Here is a 17,461-nt window from a genome sequence, read left to right on the forward strand (position 1 = left end):
TCGAACCAATCTTTACGATGTCAAGATTGATAGTTCAGGCCCGACGTCGGGTCAAGCGAAATCTTTACAGTGTCAAAATGACGTGAACAACATGTAAAAACTCAATTGTTGCAATGGCTTGATCCGATATCTCGTCGGCGACGGCCGCCCAGGGCAGGCGCGACAGAATGGTCAGTGCACAAGAGACCAGCAGACCGATGGTCAGGAAGATGCTGCCGCTGCGGCAGATCATGAATTTGGGCGAGCCCGGCGTCGCGGACATGCCGAGCGGATGCAAGAGCCGCGACAGCACGAGCGCCCCCATCAGCAGGTGAATGCGCAAGGGCGATGCGCCGGACATTTCGAGAAACGCCACCATCAGCGCGATGATCGGAACGTATTCCATGAAATTGCCATGGGCGCGGATCGCGCTGCGCAAGCCTTCATTGCCGCCGTCGTTGAACGGGGCAGCGTTGCTCCGCCGCAGCCGGATGACCTGCAGCGCGAGCGCGGCGTAGATCAGCGCGAGGATCGCGAGATAGTTCGCCGTGATGGCGGGGACGTGCATGCGAAGTCTCCTCGATCCGTCATTCCGGGCTCGCGCCACGCAAGTGGCGCAAGCCGGAATGACAGGGGGAGGGAGCTACTGCGCTCCCACCCAATTGCCGTGAAAGCCGTCGGGCACGCGATGGCCGAGTTGCACCAGCGCGGCTGGACCGGCCTCGATGTCGGTGGCGTTGAACACCGCGAGGTCGCTGCGGTTCTCCCGCGCGCGCCAGACCACAGCGAGCAGCCAGCCGTCGCCTTCCGCAGCATCTTTCGACCGCTCGACGAAAACAGGCTCCGAGATGGTGTCGCCGGCCGGCAGCAGATAATGGCCGAGCCGCTTTCCATTGCCGTCGACATGGACGATGCCGGACAGTGCACCGAACATCGGCAGCCGAAGATTGGCGCAGGCGTACCAGCCGTGACGGCTTTTCAAGCCGGCGCGGCGATCGTCGATGCGCGGGAATTCGCCGGTGAGGTCGTCGAGATAGGTCTGCTGGAAGCGGTCTGTATTGCCCGCGAGATCGAAGGTCCAGCGGCAATGGCGCGCGAAGGATTTCTCGGGATTCGTCGGCCGGCCGTCGGGATGCGGAAACAGCGGCGCCTCCTCGAACTGCATGACGTCGGCGACGATGCAGTCACCGTCCTCCCACGCGTTCATGACGTGGAAGACGTAGCAGGCTTCCGCGCGGAACCAGACGATGTCCTTGCTCGCCCCCTTGCGTTTCATCACGCCGACATAGGCGCCTTTCTCCGGCTCCCAGGCGTAAGGCGGCCGGCCCGCCATCGCGCGCTCCACGCTGCCGGTGAGCGGCAGGATCGGAAACAGCAAATGGTTCTCGGTGACGATGAAGTCGTGCACCATGCTGGCATAGGGCGCCTCGAACCGCTCGAAGCGCGTCGCTTTGCCTGATGCATCGATCGATCCAAATGAGAGCGCGGGCGTGAGTGGCCCCGCTGCGTTGTAGCCGAAGAACACCAGTTCGCCGGTGACAGGATCGATCTTCGGATGCGCCGTGAACGTACCGGCGACGCGGCCTTGGTAGTTGCAATAGCCGCGCGTCTGAAGCGTGCCCGGCTCGATCTCGGTTGGCAGATGCGCCTCTTCCAGCGCGAGCAGCTTGCCGGCGTGGAAGATGATGTTGGTGTTGGCGACGCCGCCGTCAGTCACATGGGCAGGTGCGTCCGGCAATTTGCGGCCGAAGCCGTTGCCGAAGAACGCGCGGCCGGCATCGTGCTCGGCAAGCCATTTCGGCGTGCGGACCCAGCGGTTGCGGTAACTGGCGCGGCCGTTTTCCAGGTGGAAAGCATGCAGCATGCCGTCACCGACGAACCAGTGCGCGCCGGGCGTGTCGAACTGCGGATTGGGGCCGTTGCGGTAGAGCGTGCCGTTCAACTCGCGCGGCAATTCGCCGACGATCCTGAGGAAAGGCGCGTCCGCCTCGAACGGAATCGGCGCGATATTGTTACGGCGCTCAGGTGTGGCGTCCTGCTGCACGGCGTATCCCTCCCTATCTTTACATCGTAAAGATGGAATAGGACCAAGCGCGGCGTCCGTCAAGCGAAATCTTTACACTGTCAATATTGCGTCATATAGCTTGTAAATGGCCAAGAGCAGCACCACCGCCGACACCAAGAGCGAAACGGCGCACCTCGCGCGCGCCCCGAAAAAGACATCGCCGGCATCTCGGCCGGCGCGCCGCCGGGCGAGCGCGAAGGCCGAGACGCCCTATCATCATGGCGCCTTGCGCGAGGCGCTGCTGCAGGCGGCCGAACGGGTGCTGGAGCGCGACGGGCTCGGCGGCCTGACGCTGCGCGCGGTGGCGCGCGAGGCGGGGGTCTCGCATGCCGCGCCGACGCATCATTTCGGCGATCTCACCGGCCTCGTCAGCGAGCTCGCCGCAATCGGCTTCCGCCAGTTCAATGCGGCGATGGCGTCTGCCTGCGACGCGGCCACCTCGCCGCTGGAACGGGCGCTGGCGCGGCCCAAAGCCTACGTCGCCTATGCCCAGGCCCATCCCGGCATGTACGGTCTGATGTTCCGCACCGAGCGGCTCGACTATTCCAGGCCTTCGCTGCACGAGGCCGCGGAATCCTCGTTTGCCGGACTTGCCAATGCGATCGGCGCGATGCGGCAGGAGCCGATCAGCGGCGACAAGTTGACCATCGAGCAGGGCGCCGCGATCGCGCGGGCCTGGTCGATGGTGCACGGCTTCACCATGCTGCTGCTCGACGGTCGGCTCGAGGACATTTTGGAGCGGCTGCCCGATGGCACGACGGCCGAGCAGCTTCTGGAAGCGATCCTGAAGTCGACGGTGGCGGGAAAGCTGCCAAGCACCTGATCGAACGGAACGTCGGCAATTCCTGTCATGCATGCTCGCGCGACCGCGCGAGCCGTCGCGCCCAGGGATCGAGCAGAAAGCATTGGGCATTGGCGGAAGATCGAGGCCGGCGCAGGCGAGCGATGATGCGGAACTCGCGGCTCCCGACACTTTCACTGTGGGCAAGGTCAATCGCGCTTCCGATAGTCCTGACAGGGGCGCGGAATCGTTCTAGAAGAGCGGCTTCGCTTGGGCTCATGCAGCCTCGTTCGCGTCCTCTTTACACTTGATCATGCCAGCCATCTCGTCGAACAAACCTTATCGCGTCGGCCGCTCCAAGACGGGGCTTGGCCTCTTCGCCACCAAACCGATCAGGAAGGGCACCCGGATCATCCGTTATTTCGGGCCGATTCTGGACTGCCGAATCCCTGCGCAGGACGACATCGAGAACAAATATTTGTTCGAGCTCAACGGCCGCTGGACCATCGACGGCTCGGTGCGCAAGAACGTCGCCCGCTACATCAACCATTCCTGCCGGCCCAACGCCGAGTCGGACGTCCGTCCGCGCGAGCGCAAGGTGTTCATCCGCGCCATCAAGAACATCGAGCCGGGCGACGAGATCAACTACGACTACGGCACCGACTATTTCAAAGCCTATCTGAAGCCGATCGGCTGCAAGTGTCCTTCCTGCGAAGCCAAGCGCAAGAAGCAGCGTGCCGAGGAGCGGGCCGAACGCGCCAAGATGAAGGCGCGCGCCGAGCGAAAGGCGCAGAAGGCGGGCGCGAAAACCACCATGGCGAGAAAGAAGAAGCTGAACGGCAAGCACTTCGCCGGCAAGGTCGGCCGCGCGAAGGCGTAGCTTCCGTCAGCCGCGCGACGTCGTCCTGTGCTTCGCCTCGATTGCAGCGCGGTTTCCGAAGTAGTTCGCTTCTCATAGTCGCCCCACGCTGCCGGTGCGGTCCGTCCTCAACGAAGGTGCGCCTTCGTAGGTACATTGGTGCGGCGCCCTGAATTTTGATGTTCACTTTGGAACAGAACCCGCGCCTTCTGCATATTAATTTCGCTGGAACTCAAACCCCAACGGTTAGGACCCGTCAGACGAGGTTGTACCATGCAGCGCCGACGCCGCTTCAAACAGACCGTTCCCCTTGAAGAACGACTTGCCGAAGAGGCGCAACGCCTCCGGGACAAAGCCAAATCCCTTCCCCCCGGTCCTCAACGCGAGGATGCACTTCGTAGAGCCAGACAGGCCGAGACAGGCTCGCACATGAGCGAGTGGCTGCGAACGCCCGGGCTTCAGCCACCCGAGTAGACCTTAGTGGCGTGCGTGCGCTGCTGAGCCGGGGCCTCCGAGAGCAATCCGTGCCGCGTGGGTCCCGGCTCCGCGCCGCAACGCCAAAAGCGTTGCGGCGCGTCCGCGACTCGAGATCTTACGCCGCCGCCACCACACTCCCGCTCCTCCGCAGCCCCAGATATTGCAGCTCGGCGAACACGCCGGTCGCGATCGCCTGCGTCGCGACCATGAGCTCGCCGGCGAGGTTCGGCGACACCGCGCCCGAGAACAGCAGCGCGATGCTGCCGACCGTCCAGGCCGCGTTGCCGATCACGACCAGCAGCACGATCGCCTTCGGCACCACTGCGCGGGAGGCGAGCCATCCGACCAGTGCGGTATAGGCGACCAGGAACAGGCCGGTTTCGCGCAACAGCACCTCGGGCAGATTGAACAGCGTGGCGAACGCGCCAGCGCCAAAAATGAAGCCGAGCGCGGCGACACCGCTGAACACGGCGTCGGCGAGCAGGGCGCGGCGCAGGAAGGTGGATGCGTCAATCATCAGAGGTCTCCATGGTTGGGTTGGCTTGGGGTGAACTCAATTCAATCCGCGCCACCAGGTGCGGAGCAGGCGAGCGAGGCGGAACGGGCAGAGGCTTCTGCCGACGCTGTGCTCGAAGGCTGTGATGTGCGCGACGACGTAGTCGCCGGTGGAATGCACCAGCGGCTCGGGCATGTTGAGGCTGCGTGCCAGCATCCGGGTCGCGAACGCCATGGCCCAGGGAAGAAGGTTGTCTGCAAGGGTGCGGTAGAGCAGCAGCGCGATCATGGTCATCTCCCGTGCTCAGGAAGATGCGCCGCGGAGCAACCCAATTCGATTACCTCAGGGGTAATGGAAGGGCTGAAATCTGCGTGGTAGGTTTTCGACCATGAACGCACATGCATCCACGGCCCGCGCCGAACCCAGCCAGCCGGTCCATATCGGCGACCATTTGCGCGAATGGCGGCAGCGCCGCCGCATGAGCCAGCTCGATCTCGCGGGCGAAGCGGAGATTTCCGCGCGGCATCTGAGCTTCGTCGAGACCGGCCGCGCCGCGCCCTCGCGCGACATGGTGCTGCGGCTCGCCGAGCGTCTCGACGTGCCCTTGCGCGAACGCAACGTGCTGCTGGTTGCCGCCGGCTACGCGCCGGCGTTTCCGCAGCGCCCACTGGAGGATCCCGCCTTGAAATCAGCCCGGCAGGCGATCGACCTCGTGCTCAGGGCGCACGAGCCCAATCCGGCGCTGGCCTATGACCGGCACTGGAATCTGGTCACCGCCAATCGCATGGTGGCGCCGCTGCTCGAGGGCGTTCCGGAGCGGCTGCTCGGCCAGCCCTTCAACGTGCTGCGGCTCGCCTTCCATCCGGAGGGGCTGGCGCCGCGTACCGTCAATCTCGCGGAATGGTGCGCGCATCTGCTCGAGCGCTTGCACCGGCAATGCGAGGCGACGGCCGATCCGGAGCTGATCAAGCTCTATCATGACCTCAAGAGCTATCCGATCCCGGCGCGCTCCGGCCCGCTGTCGAGCGACAATGTCGCAATCCCGTTCAAGCTGCGCCATGACGGCGGGATACTAAGTTTCTTCTCCACCACCATGGTGTTCGGCACGCCGGTCGACATCACCCTGTCGGAGCTGGCGCTGGAGACGTTCTTTCCGGCCGACGAACGCACCGCCGCTTGGCTGAAACAGACGGCCGCAAATCTGACCTAGCGCCCTTGCCCCGGGCGGCGTTCGGCTTATCTTCCGACAAAACCACACTGCCCGAAGGAGGCGCTCATGAGCACGCTGAAACCGCTCCAGATCGATGTCGTCTCCGACGTGGTGTGCCCGTGGTGCTATATCGGCAAGCATCGGATCGAGAGCGCGCTGGCGCTCGTGCCCGACGTTCCCGTCAAGCTGAATTTCCGGCCCTTCTTCCTCAATCCCTGGGTGCCGCGCGACGGCATCAGCCGCGAGGATTATCTCACCACCAAGTTTGGCTCGGTCGAGGCCTATAAGGGCATTGCCGGCCGCGTGGTCGCGGCTGCCAGCGAAGAGGGCCTCCTCTACAAGCCCGAGCTGGTTGCGCGCCAGCCCAACACGACCGACTGTCACCGCCTGATCCTCTGGGCCGAGGCGATCGGCAAGGCGCCCGAGATGAAGCAGCGGCTGATGGAGCTGTATTTCCGCGACGGCGGCGATCTCACTGACGTCAACGTGCTGGTGCAGGCGGCCGCCGATGTCGGCCTCGATGCCGAGGACGTGCGCAGGCGCCTTGCCAGCGACGAGGATGTCGCGCGCGTGTCGGCCGACGCGCAGGAGGCTGCCGAGAAGGGCATCTCCGGCGTGCCGACCTACGTGTTCGCGCAGAAATACGCCGTCTCCGGTGCGCAGGATCCGAACTTGCTCGCCCGCGCCATCCGCCAGGTCTCGGCGGAGATCAACGCGCAGGCGGCGGAGTAGGGACGGCTTATTTGCGGAGCAGGCGGATCGCGCGGCGCGCTGTCTCGCGTGCGAAGCCACGCGCAATCAGCGCCGCGTGAATCAGCGCCACCATCGGATCGTTGCGTCGCAGCGGGATCAGCACGTCGCCGATCGCAAAACGGCCGCGCCAGATCGGGTTGATCATGGGATGGTCCGCGCTCGCGGTGGAATCCGCGCTCGCGATGGACCGATCGGCGCAGAGATGGCGCGTCAGGTCGAGCGTGAGCTGCACGCCCGGCGAATATTTTGCAAAACGCTCGTCGATGCCGAGCTTGAAGAAGAAGGCGCGGTCCTGGTGGCGCAGCACGATGCCGGCGGCAACCGGCGTCGCGCCGGCGCGCAGGGTGACGATCTCGCATTGCGCGGTCTCGGCAAGTGCGGGGACGGCGCGGCGAATGAAGGTCGCATCGCCCGCGTCCTGAATCAATGCAGTGCGGCGCTCGCCCTTCCAGCCGCTGGCTTCGAGCTGCAGGAAGGTTTCGAGCGCGGGCCTGATCTCGTCGGGCTTGCGCGCGACGTCAAAGCTGATCGCGCCGTGCGCCTCAAGGCGATGGCGCTGTCGTCGCAACTCCTTGAGCTTTTTGGCGCCAAGAGCCTCGTACAGCAGCGCCTCGCCACCCTGTGTCGCATCGAGGCTGGCGCGAACATAGGAGCCGAGCACGCGTGGCTTCAGGCCGACCCGGCCGAGCGCTTCCTTGAGCGATGCCATCGCAGCGCCGTCCAGCGCGACGTCGCGCAGGATCAGCGCATGCGCGCCGGCCTCGCGGGCCCGTTGCAGCAGGCGCGTCGCGGCGTCGATCGGCGCGTCACGGTCAATCAGCGGGCTGCACAGCGTGCCGTAGGGATGCGCGCTTACCAGCGCGGGCAGGGGAATCTTCCAGGCTCGCCAAAGCGAGACCACCGGCATCAACCCGATCAGCCGCGTCGAGGAACCGCCGTATACGGACAAGGCCGAGGCGCCGATACGGCCGCGCGCGGTTGCGCTGACGGCGAGCTCCCAGGCAGGCAAATAATAGCCGTTCGGCTCGACCGCCCGCTGCGACAGTGCGCGCCATTGACCGGGCTCGATCGCCGTGAGCGAGACGAGCGCGGGCGTTGCATCCTTCGCCGATGCCGGATTGATCGCAGCCTGGTGCGCGATGTCGACCACGTGTCGTCGTTCCCCGTTCACGCGGGCTTGAGCCGGCGTTACGCGGTCATGCTTAGCGCAAAGATTGGAAAATCCCGTTGGGACGCCGCTTCAATTCGAGTGGTATTGTTAACGTCTCATTGAGCATCCGGCCGGCCCACTGGCGGATGCTGTCTCGATCCGGAGGATCAAAATGGTCGCTACGCCTTTCACGCCGATTGCCTCGCTGCTCGGGGGCGTGCTGATCGGCCTGTCCGCCGTGCTGCTGATGTGGGCGACGGGACGGATCGCCGGCATCAGCGGCATCGCGGCACGGTTGTTTCCGCCTTACGAGGACCGCGAATTTGCCGGCCGGCTCGCCTTCGTCGCCGGCCTCATCGCCGCACCCGTGCTGGTGAGGCTCGTGACCGGAAGCCTGCCGGCGCAGACGATCGCGGCGGGAGCGCCGGTGCTGATTGTCGCAGGGGTGCTCACCGGCTTCGGCACGGCGTGGGGCAGCGGCTGCACGTCAGGCCATGGCGTCTGCGGTCTGTCGCGATTATCGGTACGCTCGCTGGTCGCGACCATCACCTTCATGGCGACGGGCATCGCCACCGTCTTCGTGATCCGGCACTGGAGCTGAGGGCAATGACCATTCTCGTTCAATTTGCGATCGGCTTGCTGTTCGGCCTCGGGCTCATTGTCTCCGGGATGTCAAATCCGGCAAAGGTGCTGAACTTCCTCGACCTCGGCGGCATCCCGGCGGGGACATGGGACGCGAGCCTCGCCTTCGTGATGGCCGGCGCGGTCGCCGTGACCTTCGTCGGCTTCAGGCATGTCCTGAAGCTTGCACATCCCCTGTTCGCCGAACGCTTCTCCGTGCCGACGCGCAACGACATCGATCCGAAGATCGTCGTTGGGCCCGCGATCTTCGGCGTCGGTTGGGGCTTGGCCGGCTTCTGTCCAGGACCGGCACTGACTGCGCTTGGCTTTGGCTCGACCTCAGCCGTCATCTTCGTCGCCGCGATGTGCGCCGGCATGGTGCTTGCCCGCTTCATCGCGAAGCTGCAATCATCGACACGGATCGCGGCGCCGGTTCATCCGCTCGAGTCCTGACGCAGACAGGACCGGACGAGCCGGTGCGATCGATTGCTAGATCGGCTCGTAAGCTTCCGACCCGCAGATGTCATCAGCTTCCGCGCGCCGCCTGTCGACGACCTTTCCGCCATTGATCGTCACGATGTAGGTCTGGGTGCCTAGCGCCGAGCCGGTGGCCGAGGTGAGTTGTGCGCGGACGCAGGCCGTCCAGCCCGGTCCGTGGACCTCGTGATGGGGCAGGGCGACTTGCACCTCGCGCGGATAGGAGGTGTTGAGGAAGACCACTTCGATCTGCTCGCGGACCACGCGCTTGATGTCAGGCGGCGGTTCGGGCGGCGGCTGGTCGGCTTCCTTGAGGCGCATGAAATCGGGCACGGGCGCGCGGCTGTCGGCAAAGCCACACGCGCCGAGCGCGAGCGCGCCGGCGAGCAGCGCCACATGAGCAACAATCCGCAACATTCGTGAAGGTCCCCTGCGGGCCAACAGATAGGCGCGAATTCGACCGGACGAAGTCCCGGCCGATCAACATTTGCTGAAGGGGTGGAAACCACCAGATTTGCTATTAGAGGATTGCGGGCTAGTTTGTACCCCGGATGAGGGGGATTGCAGCAATGAGAATTTTGGTCATAGCGGCTGCGGTGCTCGCACTGACGGTTGCGTCCGCGCAGGCGCAGATGGGCGGCGGCCGGCGCCAGCAGCAGGATAGCGGCCAGAAGGCGGACAACAAGCCCAAGGCCGACGAGAAGGCCTACAAGGCCGCGCTCGAGCGCATTCCGGAGTCCAAGGAAAAGTATGACCCGTGGGGCGGGGCGCGTCCGAGCGAGCCCGCCAAGAAGCCGAAATAGCGCGAGGCGCGCGGTGGCGGGCCGGCTGCGATATCTGGTTGGCCTCGCCGTTCTGCTCGTTGCGCGGCCGTGCGTCGCCTGGGAGAGCTGGGGCGGCGATCCCGGCGGTTCACGCTTCTCGCCATTGCGCCAGATCACGTCCGACAATGTCGGCCAGCTTGTCCGCGCTTTCGAATTTCACACCGGCGGGCGATTCTTCGCGGCGTCGTCGGCGATCGCGCTCACGATTGTCGCGCTGGTCATCGCGGGGCTGCGCTGGCGTCGCCGACGTCGTATCAGGTCGACATGATGTTTGCGTGCATGCGATGCGAACGGTCATTCACATCGTACGCGCTGTTGCACGAAGGCAAGGCCGATGCGCTTGTCGTTGCGCCACACCGTACGGCAATTCCGCACGAAATTGTCGCGTGAAATCCACAACAATACTGGCGCTACTTGCACAGCGCTTCAGACTTCGTTTACGACGTTGAAGCGGCGAGTCACTTCCCGCCGAGTTTACCCCGCAAGCCTTTCTTTTATGGCGTTACACGCCGATGGAGATTTCGATGAAGACCACGCTTTCGCTTCTGTTCGCCGCAGCGCTCTCGCTGTCGTCCATGCCCGCCCATGCCACCAAGCTCGATCTTGCCACGATGAGCTGCAAGCAGTTCCTCGAGAGCGGCGACGACACCATCAAGATGGTGCTGACCTGGATGGACGGCTGGTACAAGGGCGACGAGGACAACGCGATCATCGACACCGACGTGTTCGTCGACAACGCCAAGAAGTTCGGCACCTATTGCGGCACCAATCCGAACGTCAGCATCGTCACTGCCGCCGACGAAGTGCTCGGCAAGTAATTTTGGAAGCGTCGCGGCGGGAGCGTGATTGCATCGTGCTTGCGTCCCTTGCGTCGTTATGATCGCCATCGAGAGCCGCGGTGCGTTTGCGTTCACGCGGCTCTCTTCGTTTCGGATCAGGCTCAGCCGGGCAGCATCGCGAACGCGCCCGACACCATCGCCACCTGCTTGTTGTCGGTGGCGGACAGCAGGGTGACGCGGCCAAAGCTCATGGTGCGCCCGAGCCGCACCACGCGCGCATCCGCCAGCACGTCGGACGAGGAGACCGCGCGCATGAAATGCGTGGTCTGGTCCACCGTGGTCATTGGACGATAACCGCGATTGGCGGCGAGGTTCGCGATCACTATCGCGGTGTCGGCAAGCGCCATCAGCGCCTGGCCGCAGACCACGCCGCCGTTGCGGCACAGCCGCTCCGAGAACGGCATGCGGAGCAGTGCGCCCGGCTGCCAGTCCGGCGCGTCTGCGGGTGGGGTGTGCTCGATGCGCTCGACGGAGAGGTTGAGATCCTGGACCCAGGGGGCAAAGACCTCGGCGAGGATGCGTCTGGCCTCAGTGATGCCGAACTCGGCGTCTGGCTGCGGTGGCATGGCTGTCGTTCCCTCCTGTGTTGCCGGATGTTTCGCTCATTCTGCCCACTCGGGCGCGGCAAAGTCACCGGGCCGCCGGCTTGAAAATGCCCGACTTCGCCCGGTATGATGCCACGCTTGGGAGCGTGGTGGACGATGTTGCGTCGATGTGTCCTTGTCATTTGCCTGGCCGCGCTTGGTCTGGCGCTGAACGGTTGCACCAGGTGCGGCCCGATCTGGGACGACTGGCTCCACGGGCCGAAATCGTGCAAATCGGATCGGCTTTAGCGGAGCCGTGAAGAAGGTCAGGGTGCGGCATCCGTCCCCTCTATCGATGATCAAGGAGTGAGTGATGAAGCTTTTCCGTATGGCGGCGGTGTTGGCGCTGGTGGCTGGACCGGCCTTCGCGCAGGAGTCGCCCCATATCAATCTGATGGCGGACGGCCCCTCCAAGACCGAGGACGAGAAGGCCGCAGATGCCGCGCGCGACAAGGCCTATAAGGAGACGTTGAAGAAGATTCCGGACGCCAAGGCGTCCAGCGATCCCTGGGGCGGAATGCGCGCCGACCAGCCGAAGCAGCCCGCGCCGAAGGCCTCGGCCGCCACCAGCGCGCCCAAGAAGACCAAGGCCGGTACTGCCGCCAATTGACCAAGGCCTCCGGAGGCGGGCGACGCCTCCTTTCGGGACTCCCCTTGGCCTGGCCCTGATCCTACATTCCCTCGTAGTGTTGCGTTGAGGAGGCAGGAGATGGCGGATCGCCCGCGGGACCTCGCCGAGCGGATGGCGCGCCGGCACAAGCCGGCTGCTGGATCGGGCGACAAGGCCGGTGACGGCTATCTGCGCGAGAGTTTTACTCTGCCGCGTGCGGCCGCACGGGCAAGGGCGCAGGCCTTCTTCGCGCGCTATCCCAAGGCCGGCTACATGAGCGAAGTCGAGAGCTGGCGCGAGCTGCCCGGCGGGGACATCGAATTCACCATGCGGCGGCTGCCCAGCGCCGACTAGCCCTGGTCCAGCCTCTCAACCCGCCGGTTCAGGCCGTCTCGTTCAGGCCGTCTTGCGGCCGATCGCCTTCAGCTCCCGATCGATGCGCAGCTGCACGCGACGGATCGCCAGCAGGTCGATCTTCGTCTCGGTCTTGCCTGTCTTGGTCTCGTCGCCGATCCGGAACTGCCATTGCCAGACGCCCGGGATCGCCGTCTTTGCAACCGTGAACTCAACGCCCCTGTGATTCATGGTCACCTCCACGATTCACCTCGCCATGTCGGGTAACAATGTTGGCCGTCGCAATATTCCAGCGACAAGCAAAATTTGCCGCCAAGTCGCAGGTGGCTCATCGGAATTCAGCAAGCGCGCGCCGTTCGAAACAAGCGAAATCGGATTCCGAAAATGGAACCGATGGATGCTTTTTCACGCGCGCGGCCACCCGGCCAGGAACTCCGTTCATGGTCGGAGAACCACGGAGGCATACGCGGAGCACGCGCGATGGATCCGTGCTCGCGCAAGAAAAAACCCCGCCAGGGGAGAGCCGGGCGGGGTAGAAGGTTATTGGAGGCTGAGGTGCTGGGCTGCAACACCATAGCCGGACGACCCTAGCCCGTTCAGCTTACGACAGCCTGACAGACCGGGGCTTGCGGCCACGTCGAGAGCCGCTCTCACGTCCCAATTCAGACATCCCCCCGCACAACTTCAGACACATCCGTTGGCGACACTTTGCGGGCACGGCGAAGCCATGGGGGAAACGTGGCGCGCTGCTAGCGGGGTGGCATCATGGACAAGGTAGAGCGGTCATTTGCCGCCGCGACGGCGGCTGGCTTCGTGGTATTGGTCATCGGCATCGTGCTGCTGGCGTTGATGTAGCGGCGGCCTCGGCGGCACGTGCCGCCAAAAGCTGCGAAAACAACCCCATGCACAGTAGGCAACGGCCTGTTTCGGCTGGCGTTTCCTAATGCACCTTTCCTAATGCACCTTGATCTCGTCCAGCGGCAGGCGGAGGTCGGCGGCACGCTCCGCGCGGTCCTTTTTGCGGAACTCGATTTCCTTGCGCTCGAACTTCGCCATCTCCTCGAGCGCCGCCTCGAGCAGAGAATTGCGCCTGACAGCATGGTGCTGCGTGTCTTCCGTCATGATCCAATCCCCCATGGGTGGCGGCCCCCTTTTCAAGTCGGCAGCCACGGAAAGGTTCGGTGCCACAAGATTGCGGAATGATGACGGCGCGTGCGGCTCCGGAAAAATAAAACGCCGCCCGCTTAAATGAGACGCAGGCGGCGGCTTTCCAGCCCCGGGAGGGGAAATGTAAAATCCCGATACCGGTGTGTCTGTCGTGCCGTGCCAAGGTTCATCGTGGTTCATCGTGCCCGGACGGAACGCCCGCAGGCCGGCCGCGCGCCACCTCCGCCGCATCCCATGCCCCTGTCGTGAATGAGGCGGCCCTATTGCATCAGCACGTAAACGCAACCGATTGCCACAATGGCTAACCACACCAACGAAGCGCTGAAAATTAGGATTTCCCGGTTCATCGCCAGCGCTAGTGTTTGATAGGGGAGACAGTCTCACTCTTGAGGCCGTCCGCATCTCGAACAGTCACCATCCGGCCTGTTTTCAACGCAGTGACCTTCGCGACGCGCAAAACTTCGGCCTCATCATCCAAATCCGGAACCACAATCGATGGGCAGCCTTTGGCGGGTTCGCTCATTGCCACTGCCTGCCTCAGTTGTCTTGCTGCACATCTGTTTTGGGAATCTGTAGAGCGGGTGAGGTCAGCCACGCATTCATGTGCGAAGCCGTCTCGGCTTGGCGGGCCCTGCGCAAGAACAGTTCGCGAGCGGTGCTGCCTGGAGCCTCTTTTTCGGCCGCCTGTTTGAACCGTCTGGCTTCTTGTGCCAATCGTTCTTCAAAGGACGTCGTGTGCTTGATCCGCCTACGCTGCATGGCGCGGTCCTCCATTTTCCGGCCCCACGAATCTAAAATCGGCCATAGAGCTCCGTCTGTTCGGTGTCCGACAAAAGCCAAATCAAGCCACTGTGATTTTCAAGCTAGGCCAGTGGGGATGGAAACAGGCCAGTACCAAATTCCGCAAAAGAACATATTGCGAACCTAGAACAAATGGGGTACATTACTTTTATCGACGACCCGCCGCGCCAATCGTTTGTCCCGCACCCGAATCCTCGCCATAAGGAGCACGACCCGATGTCCACCACTGCCCTGCGTATCGTCGAAGGATCCTCCATGGACAAGAGTAAAGCTCTCGCTGCCGCGCTCTCCCAGATCGAGCGCCAGTTCGGCAAGGGCTCGGTGATGAAGCTCGGCAAGAACGACCGCTCGATGGATGTCGAGGCGGTGTCCTCCGGCTCCCTCGGGCTCGACATTGCGCTCGGGATCGGCGGCCTGCCCAAGGGGCGCGTCGTCGAGATTTACGGGCCGGAATCCTCGGGCAAGACCACGCTGGCGCTGCACACGGTGGCGGAAGGGCAGAAGAAGGGCGGTATTTGCGCCTTCATCGACGCTGAGCACGCGCTCGACCCGGTCTATGCGCGCAAGCTGGGCGTCAATATCGACGAACTTCTGATCTCCCAGCCGGACACTGGCGAGCAGGCGCTGGAAATCTGCGACACGCTGGTGCGCTCGGGCGCGGTGGACGTGCTGGTGATCGATTCGGTTGCGGCGCTGGTGCCGAAGGCCGAGCTCGAGGGCGAGATGGGCGACGCGCTGCCGGGACTTCAGGCGCGGTTGATGAGCCAGGCGCTGCGCAAGCTCACGGCCTCGATCAACAAGTCCAACACCATGGTGATCTTCATCAACCAGATCCGTATGAAAATCGGTGTGATGTACGGCTCGCCGGAAACCACCACCGGGGGCAACGCGCTGAAATTCTACGCCTCCGTCCGCCTGGACATTCGCCGCATCGGTGCGATCAAGGAGCGCGACGAAGTGGTCGGCAACACCACCCGCGTCAAGGTGGTGAAGAACAAGCTGGCGCCGCCGTTCAAGCAGGTCGAATTCGACATCATGTACGGCGAAGGCGTCTCCAAGATGGGCGAGATCCTCGATCTCGGCGTCAAGGCCGGCATCGTCGAAAAGTCCGGCGCCTGGTTCTCCTATGACAGCCAGCGCCTCGGCCAGGGCCGCGAGAACTCGAAAGCGTTCCTGAAGGCCAACCCCGACATCACCGCCAAGATCGAGACCTCGATCCGCCAGAACTCCGGCCTGATCGCCGAGCAGATTCTGGCCGGCAGCCCCGAGCGCGACGCCGACGGCGAAGAGCCCGCGGACGAGTAAGCTTACCGCGAAGAACTTTTCGCGAGGAGCGGGCGCTGAGGACGTTGAGTTGCCGACGTCATCAGTGCCCGTTTCTTTTTGCGTTTCGTTGATCAGGTGGTGTGATGAGGCGTGTGATTTTGACGGGTTCATCCGGGAGCGATCTCATGCGCTCGGGCCTCGCCGAGGCCGTCATTCCGTTCATGTTCCGTCTTGTTGATGGGCCTTTGCCTCTCGACGAACTCGCAGTCTATGTCGCCGCCCGTTCGGAGACAGCAAAGCCGGGCAGGCACTGGTCGGACTACGTCGGACGAAAGCCTCAAGCTGTCAAAGAGACTGGACATCTCTCTCTGGTCGCGTTCTGCCAGCCCTGCGACGTTGTGGAATTGTGGTTTGATCGGAATCCTAATGATCAGCTCCAGCTGATCTGGCTTCTCGATTACCTCCGCTCCCACCCAGAGATTCTGGCTAAGGCAAGACTACGCCTGATTGCCTTCGATCTCATCACAGAGGACGCAAATTCTATCGCCAAGTCGCTGCCCCATATCCCCACCATCGGCGTGACCGCAGATGAACTTGAAACAGCAAGTATGGCTTGGCAGGCCTACGCTGCGCCGACGCCCGAGACTTGCGCCGAGCTCGTTCATAGGGATCTGAATGCGCTGCTGATGCTGAGGCCGGCCTTGATCGACCTCTTGGCTGAGCTTCCTTCAATTTCGACGGGTCTCGGTGCAACAGAGATCCGATTCCTTGAGCTCATCGCACGTGGTTATGAGGGGACGAATGCACTCTTCCATCTCCGCTCGCTTCGCCGCACGCGCGTCTTTAATGAATGGGAGCTTGGCTGGTTGCTCCAGGGGCTCGCACTCGGCCCGAGACCTGCCGTGGCAGGACTTGACGACGAACTCCGGACGATTGACCGGGAGAATCTGAGAGACCGCCATACGGCTTATTTGCGCAGCAGACTATCGCTGACCGAGTTTGGTAAAGCGGTGCTGGCGGGTAGTGAAGATTTCACCCGTTACAATCCTATCGATCGCTGGTGGGGCGGCACGCACCTGACCAACGATTGCCTCTGGCGCTATGGCCCTGTTCTAACGAAATCCTGAGGCCACGGCATGACGCGGCTCATTGTCACGACGGACTCGTCCATTGCCGGCGCCCTTCAACAGGCAGGCCTGGCCGACCTCGTGATTGCGATCGAGCGCCGGCTGGTCTGGGAGCCGTTGCCGTCCAACGCAGAGCTCGATGCGTTCTTCGCGCCGCGCACGACGCAGCCTCGAGGGCTTCATTGGCTGGATGATACGCCGCCCTGGCGCCTCGAGGACTCGGGCGCGGAAGACCGAGGACTGATTGAATTGTTCGCGGAATACGACTCAGTCGAGTTTTGGCGAGGGCCGGAGCCAAATGCGCAATTGATCCTGCTCTGGCTGCTCGATCATTGGCACCGCAAATGCAATGCAAATCCCGACTTTGTCGTGCGCGCTCTGTTTTTGGGGGCCAGGGATGTCGACCCGCCGCGAGGGGAACTCTACCCGCCGGTTGTCGGGATCACACCTCGTCAACTCAAATCGGCCAGCCGTGTGTGGCGGGCCTATTGCGCGCCGAACCCGCAAAGTTGGCGCGGTCTCTTCAAGACGGATTTGCACTGGCTGCCGCAGCTCGGCCCTCACGTAAGGGCTCTCCTGGCGGAACTTCCGCGCCCGCCTCGGGGCTTGGAGCCACCGAAGCCCGGATCCTCCGGCTCATCTCGCGAGGTGGCACGCAGCCTTTCGATGTCTTTCCGGGCCATCAGAAGAGCTACGAGCTGCATGTATGCGGATATTGGGAAGCCGGAGCACTGCTTGACGGCCTCGCGCGATGCGAGAGGCCGGCCGTGTCAGGACTGGATGAAGGTCCGTTTTCGCTGGAAATGCACAATGATTCAACCCGCTTTGACCGGTACAAGCGGTCGCGATTGTCGTTGACCGAGTTCGGCAAGGCGGTGCTGGGAGGCGATGAGAATTTTCGGCGCTACAACCGGATCGATCGCTGGTGGGGCGGCACCCACCTGACCAACGAACGGCTCTGGCGGTGGGACCCTGAGACCCGCGAACTGATTGCGCCTGTCTGATGTGAGAGAGCCGCTGC

The 17,461-nt window shown here is 63.5% G+C and carries 27 protein-coding genes; 16 read left to right on the plus strand and 11 right to left on the minus strand.

Annotated elements, in window-relative coordinates:
- Positions 1-64: 64 nt before the first annotated feature.
- On the minus strand, positions 65-547 hold the full coding sequence (locus ABIC09_RS08225; protein ID WP_354033242.1) for an MAPEG family protein: 483 nt from the start codon (positions 545-547) through the stop codon (positions 65-67).
- A gap of 75 nt (positions 548-622) precedes the next feature.
- Positions 623-2,023: a carotenoid oxygenase family protein gene (locus tag ABIC09_RS08230; protein ID WP_354108966.1), complete on the minus strand. Its 1,401-nt coding sequence runs from the start codon at positions 2,021-2,023 to the stop codon at positions 623-625.
- Positions 2,024-2,129: 106 nt separating this feature from the next.
- On the opposite strand from ABIC09_RS08230, the gene ABIC09_RS08235 reads away from it, so the two are divergent.
- The 3 genes from ABIC09_RS08235 to ABIC09_RS08245 all read left to right on the plus strand — a co-directional run bounded on the left by ABIC09_RS08235 (position 2,130) and on the right by ABIC09_RS08245 (position 4,158).
- Complete coding sequence (locus ABIC09_RS08235) at positions 2,130-2,867, plus strand: TetR/AcrR family transcriptional regulator (RefSeq protein WP_148751421.1); 738 nt, start codon at positions 2,130-2,132, stop codon at positions 2,865-2,867.
- A 271-nt stretch (positions 2,868-3,138) separates the two neighbouring features.
- A complete protein-coding gene (locus ABIC09_RS08240) occupies positions 3,139-3,705 on the plus strand; it encodes an SET domain-containing protein (protein ID WP_354108967.1) in 567 nt (188 codons plus the stop codon).
- 252 nt (positions 3,706-3,957) lie between these two features.
- Entirely contained in the window at positions 3,958-4,158 is a 201-nt protein-coding gene (locus tag ABIC09_RS08245) for a hypothetical protein (protein ID WP_148751423.1), read from the plus strand.
- 118 nt (positions 4,159-4,276) lie between these two features.
- Here the strand turns inward: ABIC09_RS08245 and ABIC09_RS08250 are convergent, their stop codons facing one another.
- On the minus strand, positions 4,277-4,678 hold the full coding sequence (locus ABIC09_RS08250) for a hypothetical protein (RefSeq protein WP_354108968.1): 402 nt from the start codon (positions 4,676-4,678) through the stop codon (positions 4,277-4,279).
- Positions 4,679-4,714: 36 nt separating this feature from the next.
- On the minus strand, positions 4,715-4,945 hold the full coding sequence (locus ABIC09_RS08255) for a hypothetical protein (RefSeq protein ID WP_354033246.1): 231 nt from the start codon (positions 4,943-4,945) through the stop codon (positions 4,715-4,717).
- 100 nt (positions 4,946-5,045) lie between these two features.
- Here ABIC09_RS08255 and ABIC09_RS08260 point away from each other — a divergent pair, with 100 nt between their 5' ends.
- Positions 5,046-5,867, plus strand: coding sequence for a helix-turn-helix domain-containing protein (locus ABIC09_RS08260; RefSeq protein WP_354083925.1), 822 nt, complete (start codon positions 5,046-5,048; stop codon positions 5,865-5,867).
- 66 nt (positions 5,868-5,933) lie between these two features.
- The gene (locus ABIC09_RS08265; RefSeq protein WP_354108969.1) at positions 5,934-6,599 is read left to right on the plus strand and encodes a DsbA family oxidoreductase; all 666 of its coding nucleotides are present in this window, start codon (positions 5,934-5,936) and stop codon (positions 6,597-6,599) included.
- Positions 6,600-6,606: 7 nt separating this feature from the next.
- On the opposite strand, the gene ABIC09_RS08270 is transcribed toward ABIC09_RS08265, so the two are convergent.
- Complete coding sequence (locus tag ABIC09_RS08270) at positions 6,607-7,770, minus strand: GNAT family N-acetyltransferase (protein WP_354108970.1); 1,164 nt, start codon at positions 7,768-7,770, stop codon at positions 6,607-6,609.
- A gap of 172 nt (positions 7,771-7,942) precedes the next feature.
- Here ABIC09_RS08270 and ABIC09_RS08275 point away from each other — a divergent pair, with 172 nt between their 5' ends.
- Together ABIC09_RS08275 and ABIC09_RS08280 are read left to right on the plus strand one after the other, a co-directional pair.
- The gene (locus tag ABIC09_RS08275; RefSeq protein ID WP_354108971.1) at positions 7,943-8,371 is read left to right on the plus strand and encodes a YeeE/YedE family protein; all 429 of its coding nucleotides are present in this window, start codon (positions 7,943-7,945) and stop codon (positions 8,369-8,371) included.
- 5 nt (positions 8,372-8,376) lie between these two features.
- Positions 8,377-8,844 (plus strand): DUF6691 family protein, encoded by a 468-nt coding sequence (locus ABIC09_RS08280; RefSeq protein ID WP_354108972.1) that lies wholly within the window; start codon positions 8,377-8,379, stop codon positions 8,842-8,844.
- Between the two features lie 36 nt (positions 8,845-8,880).
- Here ABIC09_RS08280 and ABIC09_RS08285 read toward each other — a convergent pair whose 3' ends face one another.
- Positions 8,881-9,285 carry a hypothetical protein gene (locus tag ABIC09_RS08285; RefSeq protein ID WP_148751431.1) on the minus strand — a complete coding sequence of 135 codons (405 nt, stop codon included), beginning with the start codon at positions 9,283-9,285 and terminating at the stop codon, positions 8,881-8,883.
- Positions 9,286-9,437: 152 nt separating this feature from the next.
- On the opposite strand from ABIC09_RS08285, the gene ABIC09_RS08290 reads away from it, so the two are divergent.
- From ABIC09_RS08290 to ABIC09_RS08300, 3 genes are all read left to right on the plus strand, one after another.
- Positions 9,438-9,671, plus strand: coding sequence for a hypothetical protein (locus ABIC09_RS08290; RefSeq protein WP_354108973.1), 234 nt, complete (start codon positions 9,438-9,440; stop codon positions 9,669-9,671).
- 13 nt (positions 9,672-9,684) lie between these two features.
- Entirely contained in the window at positions 9,685-9,960 is a 276-nt protein-coding gene (locus ABIC09_RS08295) for a hypothetical protein (RefSeq protein WP_354108974.1), read from the plus strand.
- Positions 9,961-10,216: 256 nt separating this feature from the next.
- A complete protein-coding gene (locus ABIC09_RS08300; protein ID WP_187434860.1) occupies positions 10,217-10,510 on the plus strand; it encodes an HdeA/HdeB family chaperone in 294 nt (97 codons plus the stop codon).
- 122 nt (positions 10,511-10,632) lie between these two features.
- Here ABIC09_RS08300 and ABIC09_RS08305 read toward each other — a convergent pair whose 3' ends face one another.
- Positions 10,633-11,097, minus strand: a complete 465-nt coding sequence (locus ABIC09_RS08305) for a PaaI family thioesterase (RefSeq protein WP_354108975.1) — start codon at positions 11,095-11,097, stop codon at positions 10,633-10,635.
- Between the two features lie 331 nt (positions 11,098-11,428).
- On the opposite strand from ABIC09_RS08305, the gene ABIC09_RS08310 reads away from it, so the two are divergent.
- Both ABIC09_RS08310 and ABIC09_RS08315 read left to right on the plus strand, forming a co-directional pair.
- Positions 11,429-11,725, plus strand: a complete 297-nt coding sequence (locus ABIC09_RS08310; RefSeq protein WP_148751436.1) for a hypothetical protein — start codon at positions 11,429-11,431, stop codon at positions 11,723-11,725.
- A gap of 99 nt (positions 11,726-11,824) precedes the next feature.
- Entirely contained in the window at positions 11,825-12,079 is a 255-nt protein-coding gene (locus ABIC09_RS08315) for a hypothetical protein (RefSeq protein ID WP_354033255.1), read from the plus strand.
- 42 nt (positions 12,080-12,121) lie between these two features.
- Here ABIC09_RS08315 and ABIC09_RS08320 read toward each other — a convergent pair whose 3' ends face one another.
- The 4 genes from ABIC09_RS08320 to ABIC09_RS08335 all read right to left on the minus strand — a co-directional run bounded on the left by ABIC09_RS08320 (position 12,122) and on the right by ABIC09_RS08335 (position 14,020).
- Positions 12,122-12,310: a hypothetical protein gene (locus ABIC09_RS08320; protein WP_148751438.1), complete on the minus strand. Its 189-nt coding sequence runs from the start codon at positions 12,308-12,310 to the stop codon at positions 12,122-12,124.
- Positions 12,311-13,033: 723 nt separating this feature from the next.
- Positions 13,034-13,201 (minus strand): hypothetical protein, encoded by a 168-nt coding sequence (locus tag ABIC09_RS08325; RefSeq protein WP_354083919.1) that lies wholly within the window; start codon positions 13,199-13,201, stop codon positions 13,034-13,036.
- A gap of 400 nt (positions 13,202-13,601) precedes the next feature.
- Positions 13,602-13,769 carry a hypothetical protein gene (locus ABIC09_RS08330; RefSeq protein ID WP_187434861.1) on the minus strand — a complete coding sequence of 56 codons (168 nt, stop codon included), beginning with the start codon at positions 13,767-13,769 and terminating at the stop codon, positions 13,602-13,604.
- Positions 13,770-13,783: 14 nt separating this feature from the next.
- The gene (locus ABIC09_RS08335) at positions 13,784-14,020 is read right to left on the minus strand and encodes a hypothetical protein (protein WP_246229880.1); all 237 of its coding nucleotides are present in this window, start codon (positions 14,018-14,020) and stop codon (positions 13,784-13,786) included.
- 243 nt (positions 14,021-14,263) lie between these two features.
- Here ABIC09_RS08335 and recA point away from each other — a divergent pair, with 243 nt between their 5' ends.
- The 4 genes from recA to ABIC09_RS08355 all read left to right on the plus strand — a co-directional run bounded on the left by recA (position 14,264) and on the right by ABIC09_RS08355 (position 17,444).
- Complete coding sequence (recA, locus tag ABIC09_RS08340) at positions 14,264-15,352, plus strand: recombinase RecA (RefSeq protein ID WP_026233157.1); 1,089 nt, start codon at positions 14,264-14,266, stop codon at positions 15,350-15,352.
- Between the two features lie 146 nt (positions 15,353-15,498).
- Positions 15,499-16,440, plus strand: a complete 942-nt coding sequence (locus ABIC09_RS08345; RefSeq protein WP_354108976.1) for a hypothetical protein — start codon at positions 15,499-15,501, stop codon at positions 16,438-16,440.
- A 9-nt stretch (positions 16,441-16,449) separates the two neighbouring features.
- Complete coding sequence (locus ABIC09_RS08350) at positions 16,450-17,298, plus strand: hypothetical protein (RefSeq protein ID WP_354108977.1); 849 nt, start codon at positions 16,450-16,452, stop codon at positions 17,296-17,298.
- Positions 17,295-17,444, plus strand: a complete 150-nt coding sequence (locus ABIC09_RS08355; RefSeq protein WP_354108978.1) for a hypothetical protein — start codon at positions 17,295-17,297, stop codon at positions 17,442-17,444. Before ABIC09_RS08350 ends, ABIC09_RS08355 begins: the two co-directional genes overlap by 4 nt.
- The last annotated feature ends 17 nt before the right edge of the window (positions 17,445-17,461 follow it).

It is taken from the genome of Bradyrhizobium sp. S3.12.5, from assembly GCF_040548225.1.
GTDB classification, from domain to species: Bacteria; Pseudomonadota; Alphaproteobacteria; order Rhizobiales; family Xanthobacteraceae; genus Bradyrhizobium; species Bradyrhizobium cytisi.

What these genes read in the sequence shown, in the direction of transcription:
- ABIC09_RS08225 (WP_354033242.1), bottom strand. Translation starts at nt 547, where the DNA reads ATGCACGTCCCCGCCATCACGGCGAACTATCTCGCGATCCTCGCGCTG.
- ABIC09_RS08235 (WP_148751421.1), top strand. Translation starts at nt 2,130, where the DNA reads ATGGCCAAGAGCAGCACCACCGCCGACACCAAGAGCGAAACGGCGCAC.
- ABIC09_RS08240 (WP_354108967.1), top strand. Translation starts at nt 3,139, where the DNA reads ATGCCAGCCATCTCGTCGAACAAACCTTATCGCGTCGGCCGCTCCAAG.
- ABIC09_RS08245 (WP_148751423.1), top strand. Translation starts at nt 3,958, where the DNA reads ATGCAGCGCCGACGCCGCTTCAAACAGACCGTTCCCCTTGAAGAACGA.
- ABIC09_RS08250 (WP_354108968.1), bottom strand. Translation starts at nt 4,678, where the DNA reads ATGATTGACGCATCCACCTTCCTGCGCCGCGCCCTGCTCGCCGACGCC.
- ABIC09_RS08255 (WP_354033246.1), bottom strand. Translation starts at nt 4,945, where the DNA reads ATGATCGCGCTGCTGCTCTACCGCACCCTTGCAGACAACCTTCTTCCC.
- ABIC09_RS08260 (WP_354083925.1), top strand. Translation starts at nt 5,046, where the DNA reads ATGAACGCACATGCATCCACGGCCCGCGCCGAACCCAGCCAGCCGGTC.
- ABIC09_RS08265 (WP_354108969.1), top strand. Translation starts at nt 5,934, where the DNA reads ATGAGCACGCTGAAACCGCTCCAGATCGATGTCGTCTCCGACGTGGTG.
- ABIC09_RS08275 (WP_354108971.1), top strand. Translation starts at nt 7,943, where the DNA reads ATGGTCGCTACGCCTTTCACGCCGATTGCCTCGCTGCTCGGGGGCGTG.
- ABIC09_RS08280 (WP_354108972.1), top strand. Translation starts at nt 8,377, where the DNA reads ATGACCATTCTCGTTCAATTTGCGATCGGCTTGCTGTTCGGCCTCGGG.
- ABIC09_RS08285 (WP_148751431.1), bottom strand. Translation starts at nt 9,285, where the DNA reads ATGTTGCGGATTGTTGCTCATGTGGCGCTGCTCGCCGGCGCGCTCGCG.
- ABIC09_RS08290 (WP_354108973.1), top strand. Translation starts at nt 9,438, where the DNA reads ATGAGAATTTTGGTCATAGCGGCTGCGGTGCTCGCACTGACGGTTGCG.
- ABIC09_RS08300 (WP_187434860.1), top strand. Translation starts at nt 10,217, where the DNA reads ATGAAGACCACGCTTTCGCTTCTGTTCGCCGCAGCGCTCTCGCTGTCG.
- ABIC09_RS08305 (WP_354108975.1), bottom strand. Translation starts at nt 11,097, where the DNA reads ATGCCACCGCAGCCAGACGCCGAGTTCGGCATCACTGAGGCCAGACGC.
- ABIC09_RS08310 (WP_148751436.1), top strand. Translation starts at nt 11,429, where the DNA reads ATGAAGCTTTTCCGTATGGCGGCGGTGTTGGCGCTGGTGGCTGGACCG.
- ABIC09_RS08315 (WP_354033255.1), top strand. Translation starts at nt 11,825, where the DNA reads ATGGCGGATCGCCCGCGGGACCTCGCCGAGCGGATGGCGCGCCGGCAC.
- ABIC09_RS08320 (WP_148751438.1), bottom strand. Translation starts at nt 12,310, where the DNA reads ATGAATCACAGGGGCGTTGAGTTCACGGTTGCAAAGACGGCGATCCCG.
- ABIC09_RS08325 (WP_354083919.1), bottom strand. Translation starts at nt 13,201, where the DNA reads ATGACGGAAGACACGCAGCACCATGCTGTCAGGCGCAATTCTCTGCTC.
- ABIC09_RS08330 (WP_187434861.1), bottom strand. Translation starts at nt 13,769, where the DNA reads ATGAGCGAACCCGCCAAAGGCTGCCCATCGATTGTGGTTCCGGATTTG.
- ABIC09_RS08335 (WP_246229880.1), bottom strand. Translation starts at nt 14,020, where the DNA reads ATGGAGGACCGCGCCATGCAGCGTAGGCGGATCAAGCACACGACGTCC.
- recA (WP_026233157.1), top strand. Translation starts at nt 14,264, where the DNA reads ATGTCCACCACTGCCCTGCGTATCGTCGAAGGATCCTCCATGGACAAG.
- ABIC09_RS08345 (WP_354108976.1), top strand. Translation starts at nt 15,499, where the DNA reads ATGCGCTCGGGCCTCGCCGAGGCCGTCATTCCGTTCATGTTCCGTCTT.
- ABIC09_RS08350 (WP_354108977.1), top strand. Translation starts at nt 16,450, where the DNA reads ATGACGCGGCTCATTGTCACGACGGACTCGTCCATTGCCGGCGCCCTT.